Annotated in this window: 16 protein-coding genes; 7 read left to right on the top strand and 9 right to left on the bottom strand. The window is 69.6% G+C overall.

Features of this window, described 5'->3' with window-relative positions:
* Nucleotides 1–4: 4 nt before the first annotated feature.
* Nucleotides 5–196 (bottom strand): hypothetical protein, encoded by a 192-nt coding sequence (locus AB0G32_RS14570; protein WP_361162524.1) that lies wholly within the window; start codon nt 194–196, stop codon nt 5–7.
* A gap of 516 nt (nt 197–712) precedes the next feature.
* Between AB0G32_RS14570 and AB0G32_RS14565 the strand changes: the two genes are divergently transcribed.
* Genes AB0G32_RS14565 through AB0G32_RS14555 form a run of 3 tightly spaced genes read left to right on the top strand, consistent with a single transcriptional unit; the run spans nt 713 to nt 3,186 of the window.
* Entirely contained in the window at nt 713–1,840 is a 1,128-nt protein-coding gene (locus AB0G32_RS14565) for a DUF6192 family protein (RefSeq protein ID WP_361162523.1), read from the top strand.
* A gap of 3 nt (nt 1,841–1,843) precedes the next feature.
* Nucleotides 1,844–2,272, top strand: coding sequence for a RacP protein (locus tag AB0G32_RS14560; protein ID WP_361162522.1), 429 nt, complete (start codon nt 1,844–1,846; stop codon nt 2,270–2,272).
* A 59-nt stretch (nt 2,273–2,331) separates the two neighbouring features.
* Nucleotides 2,332–3,186 (top strand): IS5 family transposase, encoded by an 855-nt coding sequence (locus AB0G32_RS14555; RefSeq protein ID WP_361162521.1) that lies wholly within the window; start codon nt 2,332–2,334, stop codon nt 3,184–3,186.
* A 76-nt stretch (nt 3,187–3,262) separates the two neighbouring features.
* Here the strand turns inward: AB0G32_RS14555 and AB0G32_RS14550 are convergent, their stop codons facing one another.
* The 3 genes from AB0G32_RS14550 to AB0G32_RS14540 form a co-directional block, all read right to left on the bottom strand.
* Nucleotides 3,263–3,664: a hypothetical protein gene (locus tag AB0G32_RS14550; protein ID WP_361162520.1), complete on the bottom strand. Its 402-nt coding sequence runs from the start codon at nt 3,662–3,664 to the stop codon at nt 3,263–3,265.
* 359 nt (nt 3,665–4,023) lie between these two features.
* Complete coding sequence (locus tag AB0G32_RS14545; RefSeq protein WP_361162519.1) at nt 4,024–4,950, bottom strand: hypothetical protein; 927 nt, start codon at nt 4,948–4,950, stop codon at nt 4,024–4,026.
* Nucleotides 4,951–4,969: 19 nt separating this feature from the next.
* Nucleotides 4,970–5,338, bottom strand: a complete 369-nt coding sequence (locus AB0G32_RS14540) for a hypothetical protein (RefSeq protein ID WP_361162518.1) — start codon at nt 5,336–5,338, stop codon at nt 4,970–4,972.
* A 195-nt stretch (nt 5,339–5,533) separates the two neighbouring features.
* Here AB0G32_RS14540 and AB0G32_RS14535 point away from each other — a divergent pair, with 195 nt between their 5' ends.
* Nucleotides 5,534–9,235, top strand: a complete 3,702-nt coding sequence (locus tag AB0G32_RS14535) for a CHAT domain-containing protein (protein ID WP_361162517.1) — start codon at nt 5,534–5,536, stop codon at nt 9,233–9,235.
* A gap of 137 nt (nt 9,236–9,372) precedes the next feature.
* On the opposite strand, the gene AB0G32_RS14530 is transcribed toward AB0G32_RS14535, so the two are convergent.
* Genes AB0G32_RS14530 through AB0G32_RS14515 form a run of 4 tightly spaced genes read right to left on the bottom strand, consistent with a single transcriptional unit; the run spans nt 9,373 to nt 15,282 of the window.
* On the bottom strand, nt 9,373–9,873 hold the full coding sequence (locus tag AB0G32_RS14530) for a hypothetical protein (RefSeq protein ID WP_361162516.1): 501 nt from the start codon (nt 9,871–9,873) through the stop codon (nt 9,373–9,375).
* Nucleotides 9,870–12,104 (bottom strand): hypothetical protein, encoded by a 2,235-nt coding sequence (locus tag AB0G32_RS14525; protein WP_361162515.1) that lies wholly within the window; start codon nt 12,102–12,104, stop codon nt 9,870–9,872. The genes AB0G32_RS14530 and AB0G32_RS14525 overlap by 4 nt, the downstream gene beginning before the upstream one ends.
* A complete protein-coding gene (locus AB0G32_RS14520; RefSeq protein WP_361162514.1) occupies nt 12,101–13,852 on the bottom strand; it encodes a hypothetical protein in 1,752 nt (583 codons plus the stop codon). The genes AB0G32_RS14525 and AB0G32_RS14520 overlap by 4 nt, the downstream gene beginning before the upstream one ends.
* Nucleotides 13,853–13,908: 56 nt before the next feature.
* Nucleotides 13,909–15,282 carry a tyrosine-type recombinase/integrase gene (locus tag AB0G32_RS14515; RefSeq protein WP_361162513.1) on the bottom strand — a complete coding sequence of 458 codons (1,374 nt, stop codon included), beginning with the start codon at nt 15,280–15,282 and terminating at the stop codon, nt 13,909–13,911.
* A gap of 188 nt (nt 15,283–15,470) precedes the next feature.
* On the opposite strand from AB0G32_RS14515, the gene AB0G32_RS14510 reads away from it, so the two are divergent.
* From AB0G32_RS14510 to AB0G32_RS14500, 3 genes are all read left to right on the top strand, one after another.
* A complete protein-coding gene (locus AB0G32_RS14510) occupies nt 15,471–15,848 on the top strand; it encodes a hypothetical protein (RefSeq protein ID WP_361162512.1) in 378 nt (125 codons plus the stop codon).
* 420 nt (nt 15,849–16,268) lie between these two features.
* Nucleotides 16,269–16,502, top strand: coding sequence for a DUF6233 domain-containing protein (locus AB0G32_RS14505; protein WP_361162606.1), 234 nt, complete (start codon nt 16,269–16,271; stop codon nt 16,500–16,502).
* 98 nt (nt 16,503–16,600) lie between these two features.
* Nucleotides 16,601–17,269 (top strand): hypothetical protein, encoded by a 669-nt coding sequence (locus tag AB0G32_RS14500; protein WP_361162511.1) that lies wholly within the window; start codon nt 16,601–16,603, stop codon nt 17,267–17,269.
* Between the two features lie 100 nt (nt 17,270–17,369).
* Here AB0G32_RS14500 and aroA read toward each other — a convergent pair whose 3' ends face one another.
* A complete protein-coding gene (gene aroA, locus AB0G32_RS14495; RefSeq protein WP_361162510.1) occupies nt 17,370–18,680 on the bottom strand; it encodes a 3-phosphoshikimate 1-carboxyvinyltransferase in 1,311 nt (436 codons plus the stop codon).
* Nucleotides 18,681–18,967 lie beyond the last annotated feature (287 nt).

The following is an 18,967-nucleotide window of genomic DNA, read 5'->3' as shown; positions in this document are numbered from 1 at the left end:
CCTCCTACCGGCGTGCGACGGTCATGTGGTTGGTGCTGCTGAGCAGCTTGCGTACGCGCTGCACCAGGTCAGCGCCGTAGATCTCCTCAGCGCCGGCCGGGCCGAGGGTGTCGAGCGTCGTGATGACCTGGTCGGGCCTGCCGAGCATGAACTCCTGCCAGGCCGTGGCCCGGAACTTCTTGAGTGCCTGTTCCATATCTCCGGTTCTGAGTAGCCTTGGCGCCTAGGCTGGCCGTGTGTCCGAGGGCGCCGGGCGGACCGGAGAGCGGGTGTGCGAGGGCTGTGGTGAACGGCTGAGGCCGGGAGCGCGGCCCGACGCAGTGTTCTGTTCGGCGGTGTGTCGTGCCAGGCAGTGGCGTCGGGTCCGTCGGCTGCGGAAGCGAGTGGCGGCCGAGCTGGACGGCGACGGAGTGGTCAAGTGCCCGGTTTGCGGGGCGACTTGGGTGGCGGGCGTGGACCGGCGGTCGAACGCCGTTTATTGCTCGCGGCGGTGCGTGACGAGGGCCTGGCGGGCCCGGAAGGAAACGTACGGCGAACGGTCACGGTGACCGCAGCGCGAACGCATCCGGATCGCACTTCTGATCGGATTCCGGTCATTACCGGTCAATCGTTGCGATCATAGGATTTACGGTCCGACTCTCGGGTTCGAGAGGCGGGCCGTGTCTCGTCACGGTCAACGGCCGTGCCCGGCCTGCGGGTTGAGGTGAGAACCGTGCCCGAGGAGATCGAGAAGACCGGCGCCGGCGACAAGGTGGGCAGTGTCAGTGCGAGCCGGTACGCGCAGATTGTGGCCGAGCTGCGGAAGTTGGTGGAAACGGCCAGCCGCATCCAGTTCGCGATCGGGGACTACGCGCTGGAAGTCGAGCCGATGCGCGAGTACGGCGGCAACGAGAAGAGCGAGGCGCCGTTCACGGTGAAGGAGTCGCTGTTCCGGCTGGCCGAGGACATCGGGGTGTCGTACTCGATGGTCAACCAGACGAGGTGGACGGCGTCCCGGTGGCCCGAGGAACGCCGGGTCACCGGCGTCTCCTACACGGTCCACCGGATTCTGGCGGGGATCGCGGACGATCAGGAGCGGTTCGAGGCGATCCTCACCCCGCCCGCGGGGAAGTCACGGTGGTCGCCGGACGAGGCGAACCGGCGGGCGGGCCGTCAGGTCGTCAAGCCGGTCACCCCGCAGGAGAAGGTGAGCGCGATCCACACGCTCGCGAAGGACGAGGGGGTCGCGGCGACGGTGACCGGGGACCTGCTGAAGCGGCCGGCGGTCGTCGCGCAGGTCAAGCCCGAGGACCGGGTGAAAGCGGTGACCGAACTCGCCCGCGAGGACTCGGTGGCTGCTGCGATCGCCCCGGACATCCTGCGGCGCCCGGACGTCGTGGCAAAGGTCGCACCGGCCGACCGGGTGAAGGCGGTGCAGGAGCTGACACAGGACGAGTCCGTCGCCGCCGAGGTGACCACCAGTCTGCTGCGCCGCCCCGACGTCGCGTTCAAGGCGATGGGCGACGACACCGCTCGTCACCAGGTCAACCACGCGCAGGTCGAGCGTGGCCGCCAGGCCCGCGAGGACTTCGAGGAGAACAGCCCTCTCGCCCCGGCGATCCGCGGCATCGACCGGTCGGTGGAGTTCCTCGACCTCGTCACCGCCTGCCACGCGTTCGTCGCGGCGTCCGGCCGTGTCGTCCCCGGCCTGCGTGACCGTCAGCTCAGTGACGACGAACGCGTCCTGGTCCACGAGAACGTCGCCCGGGTCCGCGCGACTCTGGACTGGATCGAGACGGCCGTCGACACCGGGAAAGTCGACGTCGACGGCGAACTGGCCCGGCTCCTGCAAGGCGAATAGCCGGTGCCACGCGCTTCCGAGCGCAGATCGGCGGCCTCCCAGCGGCACGCCGACACTGTCCGGTTCGTGCTCTTCGAGGCCCGCCCAGCCGGGCTGGCCTTCCCCCAGCTCGTCCGTTCCGGCGAGCTGACACCCAGCCAGACCCGCGCGGGCCTCGCCTGCCTGCGCGACATCATCTCCGAACGGGGCTGGCCACCCCTGATCTGGACAAAGAAGGACGGCTACCGGTTCTGCACCGACACCGCCGAGCTCCAGGCATACGAACTCGGGATCGTGAGGGAGAAGCTCACAGAGATCCGCCGGTTCATCACCGCCGTCGTCGGCCCGCACGCCGCTCTCCAGCCGAAGGGACGGTGGATCAAGCACCTGAACACCCAGCTCAGCTCGGTCGAGTCCACGCTCGACATCATCTCCGACTTCATCGACAACTGACCGGGTTGGGGGACGGCGCGGCCGTCCCCCAACCTCCGTCACCGGGAAGGGGGTTCGAGATGTCCCGGCTCCGCTGCTACCCCTCCGACACCTACGATGACGAATGGGCCCTCATCCAGCCCCTTCTCCCGCCGCCGGCCTGCGAGTCCCCCAAAGGGGGGCGCCCCGAGAGGCACCCCCGCCGCGAGGTCGTCGACGCGATCCGCTACGTCGTCGACACCGGCTGCAAGTGGAGGGCCCTGCCCCGCGATTTCCCGCCCTGGCGGACCTGCTACAACTTCATGGCCCGCTGGGCGGCTGCCGGCGTCGTCGGACAGATCCGCGACCAGCTCCGCAAACGCATCCGCCGCGAGATGGGCCGGGCGCCCGGCGCGGTCGCCACCGTCATCGACTCCCAGTCCGTGAAGGCCGCCGAAACCGTCGGCAAGGACTCGCGCGGCTACGACGGCGCGAAAAAGATCAACGGGCGCAAGCGGCACCTGGTCGTCGACACCAAGGGCCTGCCGCTGTTCGTCATGGTCACCCCGGCCGACGTGACCGACCGCGAGGCGGCCAAGGAAGTGCTGTTCCGGCTGCGGCTGATGCACCCCGAGATCACCATCGTCTGGGCCGACTCCGGCTATGCCGGACAGCTCGTGACCTGGGCGAAGAAGCACCTCGACCTGACCCTCAAGACCATCAGCCGCCCGAAGGACGCCGTCGGGTTCGTCATCCTGCCCCGCCGCTGGGTCGTCGAACGCTCGCTCGCCTGGATCATGCACGCCCGCCGTCACGCCCGGGACTACGAACGGCTCATCCAGCACTCGGAATCTTTGATCACCTGGGCAGCGATCACGCTGATGACCAGGCGCATCACCCGCCGGTCCTCCCGCAGGAGCGGACAACCCGCCTCCCACGAGGCCAACCGCGACTGATCGTTCTCAAGTTCACGGTCGGCAACTCCACCCGGACCGGCCCAAGGACTGGCCGGAAGCCCGCTCTGGGTCGCGGTCACACGAGTTCGCCGGGGGCGTATCGCCGTCGGGGCGGGCCCACCCGGTTCAGTTCGGACTGGAGGTGCAGGGGCAGGGCGTCGTGGACAGCCTTGGGGAAGAACGCTGCCAGCGGGGCCTCTTGGCGCCGGGGGTAATAGCCGTGCTTGCGCAAGTGCTGCACCAGGTCGTCCTCCGTGAGCTCTGCTCGGAGTCGGGTGGCGAGCCCGTCGGGTGCCTTTACGAGCACGCGGCGTTCATCGAGGTCGTTGTCGTGGTCCACCGTCATCAGGTGGGCGGCGAGCGCTCCCAGCGCTAGGACGTTGCCGTCTGCGGTCTGAGCTCTCCCACTGGCCATGGTCTCCCATACGTGGCCGCGCTTGGCCTGGACGTTCCACAGGACGGTCTCTGCTGTCGACACGATCCGACCTTAGCCACCCACTCGGCCCGGCGATGTCCTGTTCATGAATGACGCCGCCCCCCACCCTCACTACCGGCCGAGCCGTTCGCCAACCAATCACGACCCCCGACATGTCATGTCGGCCTCAGGAACAGGCACTCAAGCCTTTCCCTACTGCCTGGCCGCGTGATGAGAGGTGGCCGGGCCGCAGCGTGAGAGGCGGGGGTTCAGGGGCGGGTGGCGATGATGGCTGGGTGCGGCTCGTTTCAGGCCGGCGCCCAGGTCGTAATCTCCCTGCTCAGCACCGGGATGGAGCCGTCTGCGGCTCGTGACGGTACTTGTGCTGTACGGAGCCAAAGCCACCGTGACGTACATGAGCATCAGTCGGTCTTTCTGAAGACCTCCGACATCCCGTCTCCCGTCTCATGAGTCAGCAGCCCCGTCGCGTCCGGCGTGATCAGGCCGACGTGAGTGGCCAGTTCCCGGCCGTGCACGTCGACGGCCGCCTCGATGAGGCCCGCGAGCGCGTCCAGCCCGGTCCGGGCGCGGGAACGGGCCACGGCCCCGCAGCCGACGGCGACCAGGGCGGCCGGCCACCACCAGCAGGCGAGCAGGGCGTAGCCCGCGGCCCAGGCTGTGAGGCGGGCCGCGGCGCTGAAGGAGTCGCGGGCCGACTGGATCTGCCGTCCGGCGGGCTCGGGGAGGATCAGCCACAGCCGCGGCCACAGGGCGGCGAGGTCCACGCCGTAGGCGGCCTCGACGCGGTCCGCCGTCGCCTGCATGCGGTCGCCGTACCAGGTGGGGCGGGTCGGTTTGCGCAGCGCGATGCGGTCGCGGGCCTCGGTGAGGGCTTGGATCCGCGCAAATGTGCTTCTCGGGATCGTCACCGCGCCGTTCGCTTCGGCAGCGGTCGGGTTGGCGTGTGCGACGGCCTCCTCGACTTTCGCGTCCCTTTCCTTCCATTGCCGCTCGCGTCGTGCGGTGAGGGCGAGCGAGAGCGGGTCCCGGCCGAAGCGCAGCCAGTACTGTTCGATCGCGCCGCCGAGGAACTGTGCGGCGAGTGAGGCCGCGGCGGCGGTGAGCAGGACGAGCGCCGCCAGGAGTGCGGCGGTGCCGGTCCGGTCGAGTGCCGGGCGGGCGGCGAGGTCGTCCAGGGTGGCGCGCAGCCGGTCGACGTCGTGCCAGTGGCGGTGCCCCAGGGTGGTGCCGATGGCTGTGACGGCGAGGAAGAGGGCGCCGGGCAGCACCAGCAGGTTCAGCCAGCGTTCGGTGAGTTTGCTGCCCAGGGTGGCGAGGAGTGGGTTCATGAGGTCGGCGGCCCGGGGGTCACTCTTCGGGGCGCAGACGCCGTTTGCGCATACGGGTGTCGTGGACCGCACAGTGCGGGGCGGGCAGCAGGTCGCGGGCCCGTTCCAGTCGGCTGCAGCGGGCCTGTCCCGGGCACACAGCCACCTTGATGTGCGTCGCAACGCCGGGAGTAGTTGCGCCCCGGGATTCGTTGAGTAGCCCGCGTGCGTCCCCGGCCTGGCGTAGCACGTGGTCCAGGTCGTCGTAGCAAGCCGCCAGCACGGCGGCGTCCGCGCCCGACCGCAGCAGGGTCAGCGCACGCTCGGCCGCCGCCTGGACCTCGGGCAGCCGCCGCACGTTGCTCGACGAGCCGAGCAGGGCGCACAGTGCCGCTGTCCTCTGGGCCATTGCAGAGCGATCGGGCTGTACCGTCATGCTCCAAGTGTGCCGCAGATTAAGCACAGTCGAGGATGGCCATTGTGGCGGCGGAGTCGGCATGGGGAGTTCGGCAACGTGCGGGATGATCGGGACCGGCTGGTCCGGGCGATCCGTGATCGCGTCATGCGGTACGGGGCTGCGGGCGGGCGTGTGAACAGGGACGCCGTGTTCGGCGACGAGGCAGATGCTGAGCTTCGGGCACTGCTGAGGATCGCCGACACGACGACGGATATGGAGGCCCGGCACGCGGCCGGGTGGCTCTGTGCCGCTCGCGCGGCGGGTGACTCGGGGGATCACGGCCGGGTCTACGGAGGCATGGCCGGAGCGCTGCTCTTTCCGGTGTGGGTGGTTGATCCACGGCTCGTGCCGCCGGAGTTCGCAGTGGGCTACGCGGGTATCGACCCTGCTGCGCGGCCGAACCCGGGGCATGGCGACAGTCCCGCCGATTGGGCGGGAGAGTGTGTTGCGTTCTTGATCGCTGCGGAGGGGCAGCAGCACAGTCCGCCGCCGGACGCCTCCACCGATGTCCGGCGAGGCTATGAGACGGCTGCGCAGTACGCCGCCATGACACCCTCGCGCGACATACTCCTCGCCTCCGCGATCGGGTACGGCACTCTGTCTGTCCTCGCGACTGCGGAGGACGACCCGTTGTACGCGGACCGCAGTGAAGGACTCTCCGTCGCGATGACCCTCGCCGGGATGACCTGGCCGTTCGGTGACCTGGGCGCCGATCGGGTCCGGTTTGCCCGCCGTGCCCTCAAAGGCATCCCGTCCGATTCCCCGGACCGGCTCGCTGCCCTCAGTAATCTCGGGATCCAGCTCCTGGAGCGATACCGGCAGGGCTACGACCCAGAAGACCTGCACGACGCTGTCGGTATCGCGCGTGACGTGCTGGCCCAGATGCCTGCGGAGAGCCCGGACCTGGCCTACTACCTCAGCGCACTGGGAAACGCGCTGATCCTGCTCCTGGATCAAGAAGGCGACTTTGAGCGGTACGACGAGGTTGTGGATCTGTTCCGCCAGGTGGTCCCCGGCGTTCCTCAGGAAGCGGCGGCTGCACGGCTCAACCTGGGTATCGCACTCCTGCTGAGAGGCCAGCGCACTCGCCGGGCCGACGACCTGGACGAGGCGGTCCATGCGCTGACCGAGGCGCTCCCGGCGTCCCGGGACGCGAAGCAGACCGCCGCGATACGCCGAGCCCTGGGCAACGCGCAGCGTGCCCGATTCACTCTGTTCGGCGGTGATCCGACGGAACTGGACACGGCGATCAGGCACCTCTCAGACTCAACTGCCGGACCGAAGGAGACGACGCCTGACTCCGCGGTTGATCTGGAAACTGCCGCCACAGCCAGATACGCCCGGTACCAGCACCATCCGGAAGGAAGCACCGCGGATCTGGCGGAGGCTCTGCGGCTGTTGCGAGAAGCCGTCGCGCACCTGCCGACGGCCCACCCGGTCCGGCCCGAGGCTCTCCACCATCTCGGCCAGGTGCTGAAGAACAGCTACGAGGAGGGGGGAAGCCCAGAGGAGGTGAGCGAGGCCGTGCGAGCTCAGCGGGAGGCGGTGGCGCTTACCCCCGAAGGGCACAAGATGTTCGAAACGCGGATGCTCGACTTGGGCATGGCGTTGAGTTTGCGGCACCTGCTGACCGATGACGGCGAGGACCTGCGAGAAGCCCAGGAGTGCTGGCGCCGGGCGGTGCCATCGCCCGGCCTGGACCGCGCGGCCCACGCGACGCTGCTGGACAAGGTGGGGATCATTCGGTCTTTGGCCATTGCGCGCGTCCCTGAGTTGGTCGCCCAACTGGACGAGACAGTAAAGCTGTTCAGGGATGCACTCGCCCTCACCCCGGAGGGCGACCCGCTGATGCCCCACCGGCACCTCGGCCTCGCCGCCGCCCTGTTGACCCGCTTCGCGCACACGCAACGGCGCGGCGACGCCCGCGAGGCACGCAAGCTGGCCGACATGGTGATCGCGGCGCTGCCTCCGAACTCCCCCGACCTGCCGAACGCTCTGGCCGTGGCCGCGGGCTCGCGCCTCCCGAGCTCACGCAACCACGTCCGGGACGAGGCGGTCACGCTGGCCCGCCAGCTGATCGAGATCACCCCGCCCAACCACCCCCGGCGCGCCCTGCGACTGGCGAATCTCGGCCACGCCCTGGTCGTCCGGAGGGCGGGCCGCCTTCGAGCCGACCTGGTCAAGGCGGCTGAGGCGTACCAGGAAGGGGCCCTGCAACGGCATTGCGCCCCTTCCCAGCGCCTGGATGCCGCACGGTTCTGGGGCAACCTCCAGGCGGAGCTCGGTGACTGGGCAGGCGCATTGGACGGCTATGCGGTGGCGGTTGACCTCCTGAACTCCGTTGCGCCCCGCCATCTCGCCCGCGACGACCAGGAGTTACTGCTGAGCCGAGCCGTCGGGCTGGGTGCCGCAGCGGCGGCCTGCGCGGTGCGCTGCGGCCTCCCCGGGCTCGCGGTCGGTTTGCTCGAACAGGCCAGGGGTGTGCTCCTCTCCCACGCCTTCGACGCCGACAGCGATCTGACCCGACTCCGGGAGGCGGCCCCGGACCTCGCCAACCGCTTCGAAGAACTCCGGGATGCCCTGGACACGGCTACCGACAGCCAGGATCAGGGATTCCTCGAAGAAGAGATCCCCGGCGCCGCGCACGGCCCCGACGCCGGCGCCGATCTGCGGCAGCGGCTGGCCGCCGAGTGGCGAGAGCTGACCGGGCGTATCCGCGCCGAGCACCCGGAACTTGGCCTGCTGCGGTCGGTGCGGGAGTGGGACGAGCGGGAACTGCGCGCGACAGCCGCGGCGGGCCCGGTGGTACTGGTCAACGTCTCCCCGTACGGGAGCGACGCACTGGTCGTCACCCAGCGATCCATCGACGCCGTACCACTCCCTGGGCTGGATCCAGCGACGACATCGGCCCGCCGGCAGGCCCTCCAGGACGCGCTGTCGCGTATCGAGACGCCCCGAACCTCCCGCACCGAGTCCCTGCGCGCACAACAAGTCGTCCGCAACACGCTCACCTGGCTGTGGCAAGCGGTCACCGGACCCGTCCTCGACCACCTGGGCATCCCGGCCGCCCCCGCCGGACCGCTGCCCCGTGTGTGGTGGGCGCCCGGCGGCGTCCTCGGCACCCTGCCGTTGCATGCCGCGACCCCCCAAAGAGGTGCGCCAGGTGCGTTGGACCGGGTCGTCTCCTCGTACACGCCGACTTTGCGGGCTCTGCACCACGCCCGGCAACGCGCCGCCCGCCCCGCGGGCACCGATGCGCTCGTCGTCGCCGTCGGCGAAGCCAGCGGCCTCGCACCGCTGCCCGCCGCGCGCCGTGAAGCCGAACACCTCGCCCGGCTGCTGCCCAGCGCTCAGGTGCTGACCGGCGCGTCCGCCACTCACTCCGCGGTGGTCTCCGCCCTGCCCCGGTACGCGTATGCACACTTCGCCTGCCACGCCCTGGGGGAGCTCGAGCGTCCGTCCGCCAGCCGGCTCGTCCTGCACGATCACGCCGAACATCCGCTCACCGTCCGCGACCTCGCCCGGCTCAGGCTGCCGTCGGTCCAGCTCGCCTACCTCTCCGCCTGCGACACTCTGCGCACCAACCCCGAACTCGCCGACGAGGCCGTCCACATCGTCAGCGCCCTCCAGATCGCGGGCTTCCCCCATGTCGTCGGCTCACTGTGGCACGTCGACGACACGATCGGAGCCGGTGTCGCCCAGGACGTGTACGAGGCCCTAGTCACGGGCGACAACGCGTTGGATGTCAACCGGACAGCAGAGGCACTGCACTCCACCGTGTGCGCGCTGCGCGACACGTATCCCCAGACCCCAAGTCTTTGGGCCTGCCAGGTACACGCGGGTCCCTAGGTGTCTGGCCGGGGAGGTTGTGAACGCCACGTGGGGAGGCGACCTGGGCAGGCTCGCGGCAGCTCCGATGCACGACGGCAACGAGCGTGCTCCCGCTGTTTCTCACAGCCACGCGAAACGGCAGGTGACGCGCCCAGTCAGGGCAAAGGAGGGCTCGGGACCGGCAGGACCGCGACGTTGCCCCCGGACTGCCGCAGCCGTTCGAGGAGACGGGCGTTCTGGATCTCCAGCTCGGCATTACGCAAGGCCAGGACCTGGATCTGGTCGGCGTAGGTGGCCACGGTGCCCTTGAGTTCGCGGATCTCGGCGGCATGCTCGCTATGAAGCTCGCGCTCCGCCCTCTTCAGCCGGGCGACTTCTGCCCGCAGCTCCTCCGGTTCCGGACGGCGCGTCTGCGGCGCCTCCAGAATCTCCTTCACCGCCTGTGCCACCGGCGAGCGGTAGTAGGAGGCGCGGGAGACGCCGGCCTCGGTGCACACGTTCACGACCGTGATCTTGCCGTCGGTGAGTTCGGGTAGCCCGTGCATCAGCCGCTCAAACGCCTCTATCAGCGCGCGGTCGATGTCGGTGAGTCCTCTGCCGCCCGTGGAGAGCCGGTCGAAGGTGTGCCGGATGCGCAGTCGTGTCTCGTCGTTCACGCCGACTCCGCGCCTTCCTCGGTGTCGTCCGTGGTGATGCTCTCGATGAGTTCGTCGAGTTCGGCGGCGTGGTCGGTCAGGGCAATCACCTGCAGCCGGGGCAGGGCCTCGCGTTCCTTCTTGGGCAGGTCGAGCACCGTCAGGGCCTGGTCCCGTGCGGTGGTGAGCCGGGGCAAGTGCACTGCCGACCGGCGGGCGTTGGGGCAGCGCAGACACATGTTGTGCAGCGGCACCGGGCGGCCGAGCGCCTTGGCGCGCTTGCGGCAGACCGCGGTGGCGGCCTGGTAGAAGCAGTCGTTGAGTACCCCGGGGTGCAGCGTCTTGGTCAGGTGCCGCAGCATCGTCCGCAGCCGGGCAGGGGACGCGACGACACCGGGCAGGTCGCCGAGTTCGCGGCGGATTCGCTCGAACTCGGCCGAAATACGCTCGGCGGCCCCGCCGGAGGAGGCGCCACCGTTGTTCCAGTCGCGGTAGATATCCTCCAGGTAGTCCAGTCGCGCGACCGCGTCGTTGGCCGCTACTTCCTCGGCGAAGCCGGACTCCGATGTACCCGCATATCCCTCGAAAATGACTATTCGGGCATGTTGGTACTGCCGGGCGCCGGCGACAACGCCGAAGGGCTGGTGAGCGATATGCCAGGCCAAAGTTCGACGGAACTGCCGCGTGTCGAAACTCCAGGGAACCCCTGCTGGATCAGGTCCCTCCTCGGTAAGACCGAGCGGCCCGTCCGAGTCCTCGCCTCCGCGGCCGTGTTGATGGCTTTCTGAATCGAGGGTGTCCGGGGTGTCGTAGTCCTCGACACCGCTTGTGTCGTTGGGGATGAACAACCCGGCTTCCGTGCTGAAGAGCTCGTTGGCATGGTCGCGGAAGCGGCCCAGCCGGTAGGGAACGGACCCGAAGAGCTGATAGCCGGTGATGTCCGTGCCCCAGTAGCCGAAGAGATGGTCCGGATCGTCATGGAGGCCGAGGAGGACGTCGACGGCCTGGTGAACGATGTCCAAGACGACCCACTCGGCCTCATCGCCGCTGATCTTGCGGTGCTTGTAGACCCGCCCGCGCAGCTTGTAGCGGATCCGGCCGTCGTCGCCGGTCTCGGTGAATGCGCACTCGCGGCCCAGGAGGCGGACCTCGTCGTCGCGAAGTCCAGAAAGGTACGCGATCACGATCCAGCAGGCCGTGCGCAGGTACTCGGTCTCCCGGTTCACAGTCGTGGGGTCCAGCCGTGGCCGCCACGGCCGGCCGGACTCCGGCCAGGGCGACATCGGAGTGTCGAGGCCGCCTTCCTCAAATCCCAGCTCGGCCGCCGCCCGTGCCACGAGGTGATCGACACGGGCGTAGCCGCCGATCATCAGCTCGATCAAGGTGACGTTCGGCGACTGGACGACTCCGCCGACCACCTCAGCGCCTGGTCGCCGTGAAACCGCCTCCAGCGGTAGGGCCGGCAGGCCGCGCCCGGCCGCCCGGCGCTTCGCGATGAAGGAGGTGAATGCGGCTTCCTTCGCTCCGCCCATGCTGTAGGGCCGCCGGCGTGCGGCCTCCTGCAGGGCCTGTATCTCGGCACGGGCGGCGCGGATGTCGCGGCTGGCGATGGTGATGTAGAAGATGGCCGCGCGTAGCAGCGGAGCCATGATCTCCTCGGGGATGCGGTCCGTGCTGTTCTCGTCCGGTCTCGGCTCCTTGCCCACGACCGCCGCTGCTGTTCGGCCGGGCCACGGATGGACGTCCAGTCCGTCGCTGTGGAGGAAGGCGCGATGGGCGGCGAGCTGCTTCATCGTGGTGACGAGCGACGCAGCGGTGGAGAGGGACCCCTTCTTCCACTGGTCCAGCAACGCCGCCAGATCCTCCCGGGTGACTGCGGAGAGCCGTGTTATGCCGAGTTCGCGCAGGTCGTGCATGGCGTTACGTACGCGGGCCAGTTCCTGCGCGGCCCACGTGATCTTCATCGGTTTCACTGTCGAGACGCTCAAGTAGCTGGCCGGGATGCCCCGGCGGAACCGCGAGTAGAGGTATTCCTTGGCCGTGCGGATGGCCGTGTCGTCGGCGAATCCCGAGAAGTGGCAGAGGGCGTTCTTGCGGGTGGTTCGGGGGACGAAGGGGCGCAGGTCCCAGACCATGTCGCCGACGCGCGGCCCGCGGCCGGTCGCGGCGGTGGTGAGGTGCTCGGGCACGACGTACGCGTCGTCCGGGACCGGGGCCGCCGGACGAGCGCGGAGTTGAGGCGCGGTGGTCATGAGATGAGCTCCACAAACTGTGCGGGCAGCGACAGGCACGGCCCGCCGGCTTCGGCGATGGCGGTGGCCGTGGTGATCTGCTCGGTGCTGAACTTCGGCCGGATGTCGTTCACAATCCGCTCCCAGGCCAGGCCGTAGCGGGCCTTCCACTCGGCAGCGGCGTATTCCTCGCGCTGTGCTTCGAGGAAGTCGAGGAAGGACAGCAGGCTCGGCAGGTGCCGGGTGGTGAAGACGGCGTTCGGGCACTCCAGGCAGCCCCAGATCGCGACCGGGCAGCCTGCTCCCTTCTTCCGCGCCCAGGGGGAGCCGTAGTAGTCGCGGCACGAGGCCAGCCAGACGTCGTTGTCCGTCCCAAGGGCGGCGCGGACTTCGTCCGGCTCAAGGTCCTGGTCGCCGTCGTCCAGGCGGCGGCCGTCGTCATCCAGCACGACCGGCGCGGCCAGGGCCGCGTCCAGGGCTTCGCGCAGGCCGTCCTCCACCGCCTGCTCGTGTACCTCGCGGTGGGCCTCGATGTCGGCGTAGTGCCCGGCGGCGACCTCCTTGGTGTGACCGGACACGAAGTCGTCGAGGATGCCGCCGGCCCGCAGATAGTTCCGCGACTTGTAGCTCTTGCGCAGGCGACGCATGTTCATCGACACGGCGCCGCCGCGGTCCTTCATCTCATCGATCCGGTGCCGGGCCATCCAGGGCACCGCGTCCCGGGCCGTGTGGGTGCGTCCGTCCCGGTAGACGTCATGGACTCCGGCGTCTAAGGCGAGCACCCACAGGGAATCGGTGCCGGCGAACTCGCGGGCGCGCTGTGTGAGCCGCAGGGCGAGGCGGAGCAGGCCGCCCGGGTAGTGCAGGGCGCCCCCGTCGCTCACCCGCATCGTCTTGTGAGTGTGCTGGTGCGCGCGCTTCTTGACGTACGCGATGCTGACGAACCCGCGCGCCGGGTTGGACAGACAGTCCGCCTTCAGAGTCTTGGCGCACTCGGGTTCAAGTCCGGTCTGGCAGATCAGCAAGGTCAAGAAGGGCACCATGTCGGCCTTGGTCAGGAACAGGTGCGCGTTGACGGCTCTGATCCCGCCCAGGGCCCGCAGCGGACGATGCTGCCGCACGATGTCGTTGGTCAGCGGCCCGTTGCGGGCGACATACCACAGGACGTTCTCCAGCCGCCCCCACCCACCGGTCTCGGGGTCCTGGCCGGCTTCGGCCATCCGCTCACCGCGCAGAATCCGGTCCCGGACCGCGCGGACGTCGGCGAGCGCCGCGGCCTCCATACGCTCGAACACCGGCAACGGGTAGGCGTCGAGGGGCTTGCTGGTCAGCCGCTCCACCGTCGTCGCCGTGAACCCGATCCGCCCGTGCATCTCGGCGCTGAAGGCGTCCGGGGCGGACTCGTGGACGGCACGCAGCAGGCGCACGACCGTCCCGAGCAGCTTGTACGGCTGGCCGCTCCCCTTCGGGAAAGCCCGCGCCAGGTGCCCTTCGAAGGCATCCAGGAGCTCAGGTTCGAGGTCGTCCAGCGCGAAGTCGTCGGCGTGTCCGGGCTCGGCCGCAGCCACGAACTCGACGAACAGCCGCACGGCCCGGATCGCTTCGCGGAAGGCATACTTGCCGCCCATGGTTCCGTCGTCACCCCCGATCTGGCTCAACTCCTGGGTGAGCGGGCGGACGAGGCGGGGACACGGCAGATGCGAGAGGTCGTAGCGGATATCCTTCCCGTCGAACTGGAGCGAGAAGGCGACCGGCCCGATGCTGGGCACCGGGTCCGGAGGAGCGGGGATGTCGCTCGCTGCTGGAAACCGAACGCGCCGCGTCCTCATGCTGCCGCCGCCTCCGAAGCGACCGCCTCCAGGGCCGCGACCTGGGTGTCCCACTCCGCGAGCGCGGACAGGACGATCTCCTGGAACTCATCCAGAAGGTCCAGGTAGATGTAGACCGTCGACTCGTGCGCATGCCCGAGAAGCAGCTGCAGCTTGCGCATGGGGCTGCCGAACAGCAGCCGCTCCAGCTCCGCCCTGGTAAATCGCCGGTCCTCCCGCTGCCCCAGCGCGCGAATGGTCTGCCGCAGCATCAGACCAAGAATCTGAACTGCAAAAACGTGACGGAGAGTATGCGGCGAGACCTCGATGTCGATCCCGAAGGAAGCACAGCGCTCGTTGGCCCGGCGGAACGCCGACTGCCACGTGGAAGGCTTGAGCGGAAACCCGTCCTCGCCCAGCCACAGCGCCAACGGCTCCCGCGGCAGGCCGGCGGCATCCACACGGAACAGGTTCCGCCGCACGCCGACGCCGATCTTCGAGTACGCCCAGGCGCGGGAAGAGCCCACCACCGTCAAAGCGTGACGCCCCGCGCGACCCACCGGAACGAACTCCTCCAGCCCGACGTACCGCTCACGGGCCCGCGCCCGCTCCACCACGGCCGAACGCTCGATCGACAGGTAGTGGTGCCACGCCCGCAGCGTCCGCCGATTCCCGAACACCCTGCGCGCCTTTTTCCGCTTGGCCACCTGAGCCGCGAGGTAGATCTCGCCCCGTCCCCCTGCGACGGGAGGAAGCTCGGTCGTCAGCAGACTCGCCCCCTCGCCCAGACGCATGCCGGTGTAGACGAGCGAGTCGGCGAACAGCGCATTGCGCTCACCGTGCCGGCCACGCCACTTCGGGTCCGGCCTGCCATCCGGCAGCTCTCCCCGCAGCCCGACATTGCGCCACAGCAGGTAGTCAACGAACTGCACGATGTGCAGGGGCTCTTGGTCGTCGTCCACGTCGTACTCGGCGTTGACCCGGACGCGCTTCGGTCCCTGCGGCGTCATCACCGTCTTGTCGATGTACCGGAACGGCTCGTGATCCAGCAACTCCTCGTAAAGGGCCCACTCCACCCATTTGTCGAGAGCTGCGATGGACCGGCGCCACGTGGCAGCGCTGATCGAGTTCTCATCGTCCATGCGCATGCGGACAACCTTGTAGGCGCGCAGATCAGCGCTGTCCGTCTCCCATATCGACTTCCCTCCCCGGGATTCGTGCAGGAACCGGCAGTACAGCATGATGTCGCGCATGTAGCCCTCGTGCCCGTTGTCCGACCGCACGCCCCAGCTGTCGAGTTCGCGCCCGAACCGGTTCAACTGGACGTCGTACGAACCGTCGGGGCCGAGGATGAAGCACTTGCCGTCGCATGCCCCCGCCCGTTCCAGCACGGCCGACGCGTCGAAGGGCCACGGACCAGCTGCCCGAGCCTGCGCAGTCCGATGCAAGAGGACCACGGCCTCCGGCGCCGACTTCCCGAAGGGGGCGACGACTCCCTGTCGAGCGGTGGCAGTTGACGTGCTGGAACTGGCGCGCTTCATCGGACCCCCTGAGACAGCAGCTACGCGAACATAACTGCGTGCTACGTGAGACAGAACGAAGCGCCAACATAAACGCCGACCTCGCCGTCGACTCCGGCCAGGCCCTCCTCGACCTCGGCGACACCGCCCGGGCCCACCAGCTCATCACCGACGGCGAACGCCTCCTGCCCGCCACCCGGGACAAGACCCGCAGCATCTTCCTCGCCTACCGCGCCACCAGCCACCTCGACGCAGGCGAACCCGAACCCGCCGCGGCCGCCGCCACCCACGCCCTGCTCCTGGCCCGCCACACCCACGCACCCCGCTGCACCAGCCTCATCACCGCCCTCCTCCCCCGCTTCCAGCCCTACCAGCATGCAGAAGGCGTCGACGAACTCCTCCACCTCGGCGGGGCCAGCCGCAGCACGGGAACGTAAGCCGGAAACTTTGTCGTAGGCCAACGCCGCAGGCTCTGGGCACCGACGACGACCAGGTCGCGTTCGACGCCGGCAGCACACCAGCGACACCGTGCAGCCGGAGTCCAGTGCCTCGATCCCGCGCGGGTGACGTCACTCCTCACATGCACAGTGAAGGTCTCCGGGCGATCCGCAGTGCCTCCCCGGCGGGCCTGGTCGTGGACGGTCCCGGCAGCTGGCCGACCGGGCGTCCGCAGTCCTTCCCCGGCACTGGGGGCGAGTCGTAGGGTGGGCGGATCGCTGAGAGGGGGGGCACCTTCTCCTAGCGCCCGAAGTGGCCCGTCATCTGGGGATTGTCCTGGTGGCGGGCTGCATTTTTCAGACCCGTAGTATCGAACACGTGAACGATCCGCTCGTGTCGACCCGGCTTGAGAGCGGCGCCTGCTCGAGGAGCAGCAGAGAGCAGAGGCGCGCCCGCCGGCGCCGGACTGGCTGCTGGAAGCGGGCCTGAACCGGGACGCCCCGGCCGTGTACGTGCATGCCGGGGACTGCTGGTATGCGGGGAAGCGGTCGCGCGGGGTGGACCGGGCGGTAGCGCTGCGGGCGCTGGCGGAGGGCGTGACGGCGTGCTCGCACTGCCGGCCGGACAGCGAGCTGGGATTCCTGGAGGGGTGATGCAACCACCTCCTGCCGACGGAGAAGGTCAACGTCTGGCGGCGGTGGGCACATCCGCCCGGTCCCGACGGGGTGTACGAGACCGGGCGGACGATCGGGTGCTGCACTCCTCAGGCCCCACCGTCGAGGTCCGGAAGACCGCGGGCACGTCGGTGGAGATCGCCCTGTCCCGCCACGCCGGCGAGCGGGACATCATCACCTCGATGTCACCGCGCGACGAGGCCCTGCGGACGGCCGAAGGCGGCCGGCCCTCGCAACACCACCTGCTCCCCGGCCACACCCCAGGCCCCGAACCGGTACCGCCCGGGCCCGGGCCGGGCGTGCGCTACTACAACCACATGCCCGCCCGCGAGATCCGCGCCACGCTCGGGACCGCAACCTGGAACCGGTACCTGACCGTCTGCCTGAAGCGCAGCCCCTACGAGAAAGTCCTCTCGCTGTACTTCCACCGCCACCGCACCGAACCACGCATCGGCATCGCGGCGTTCATCGGCTCCGGCGAGTTCCGCGACGCGTTCAGCTGGCCGCTGTACACCGACGCGACGGGCGCCGTCATGGTCGACGTCGTCATCCGCCACGAACACCTCCAGGCCGGCCTGGACACGCTGTGCGCCCGGGTGGGCCTGCCCCCGCTCGTACTGCCCCGCGCCAAGGCCCAGTTCCGGCCGCCCGGAAGCGACTACTGCCGTCTCCTCACCCCCGCCGCCCGCCAGGCCGTCGAGGACGCCTACGCCACGGAGTTCACCCACTACGGATACACCTGGTAGCCAGGCACCCGTTCCCAGGTCGGGGTCGACTGTGTTCACCAAGGGATCGCCTGCTGCCCGTGTGACCAGCAGGCGATCCCTCGAACGGCAGGTGGGGTGGCTACGCGGCAGGAGCGGCGGCCGTCCCGGTCAGGCGCACCAGGTCGCCGGCGAAGCCCGGGTAGCTCGTGGCCACCGACTCCCAGCCGTCGATGACGGTCGGTCCCTCGGCCGCGCACGCCCCGGCGACGGCGGCCGTCATCGCGATCCGGTGGTCGCCGTGGCTGTCGACGCGGGCCGCGCGCAGCCGGGAGGTGCCCTCGATGACCATGCCGTCCTCGGTCTCGGTCACCCGCACCCCGAAGGCCCGCAGCATCGCCGCGGTGGAGGCGATCCGGTCCGACTCCTTGGCCCGCAGGTCCTGCGCGCCGGAGATGACGGTCATGCCGTCGGCGACGGCGGCCGCCATCGCCAGCACCGGCACCTCGTCCACGATCCCCGGGATGTCCTCGGCAGTCAGCTCGATGGCCCGCAGCCGCGACGCGCGCACGACCAGCGTCCCCGTTGTCAAGTCGAAGTCGATGTCGGCGCCCATCCGTTCCAGCACGCCGACGAAGTCGCTGCGCCCGAAGCCGGGGTAGAGGTTGTCCATGGTGACCTCGCCCTGGTCGGCGAGGAGCGCGGCCACCGCCCAGAACGCCGCCTGGGACGGGTCGCCGGGCACGGCGAGGTCCGTGCCCGTCAGCTCCCCCGGCTCGAGGGTCACCCGGTGCCCGTCGACCCGCACCCGACCGCCGAACTCCAGCAGCATCTCCTCGGTGTGCCGCCGCGTCGGGTGGATCTCCTCCACCGTGGTGGTGCCCGTCGCGGACAGCCCGGCCAGCAGCACAGCGCTTTTGACCTGAGCGGACGCCACCTCGGGGGCATAGGTGATGCCGGTCAGCGCGCCGCCGCGGACCACGAGCGGGGCCAGCCTGCCGCCTTCGCGTCCGTCGACCGTCGCACCCATGGCGCGCAGCGGCTCGGCGATCCGGTCCATCGGCCGCCTGCGCAGGTAACGGTCCCCGGTGAGGACGGACAGGCCGTCGATCCCGGCACAGACTCCGGCCGTCAGCCGGATGCCGGTGCCGGCGTTGCCGTGGTCCAGGACGTCGTCCGGCGCGTGCCGGATGGGTCCTTCCACCCGCACACGGCCCTCACCGGCGTCGGTGACGTTCACCCCGAACCGTTCGACCGCCCGCAGCGTGTGCGTCACGTCCTGCCCCCGGGACAGGCCGGTGATCACACTCGGGCCGTGCGCGATCGCCGCCAGGAGAGCAGCCCTGTGCGACATGCTCTTGTCACCGGGCACCCGCAGCGAACCGCGGGCCGGGGCCGCCCCGGTCACCTGGAGGCTCGAAACGGCGTCAAGACCGGAAAGATCGGCAGTCATGGATCTTCTCTCTGCAAAGGGAACAGGCAAGGCCGGCCACGGCACCGGTCGGCACCCGCCGTGTCCGGAAGATCACACCTCGACCCTACGCTCCGGCCACGGCCCGACGGGACCGAATCCGCAGAACCGAACGCCCCGGCCGCGCCCCCTGGCCGAACGACCCGATTAGCCGAGGTAGGTGATCTGGAGCACCGTCTGCCGTCCGAGCCCCGACCACGCACTCGCGACCGGGGCGCCGGGCCTCAGCGTGCCAACTCGAAGATGACGGTTCGCTCGGGCAGTCCTCG

It is taken from the genome of Streptomyces sp. NPDC023723 (assembly GCF_040639815.1).
GTDB lineage: Bacteria > Actinomycetota > Actinomycetes > Streptomycetales > Streptomycetaceae > Streptomyces.
The sequence above is the reverse complement of the archived record's forward strand: the minus strand, read 5'-3'. Positions and strand labels throughout refer to the sequence as shown.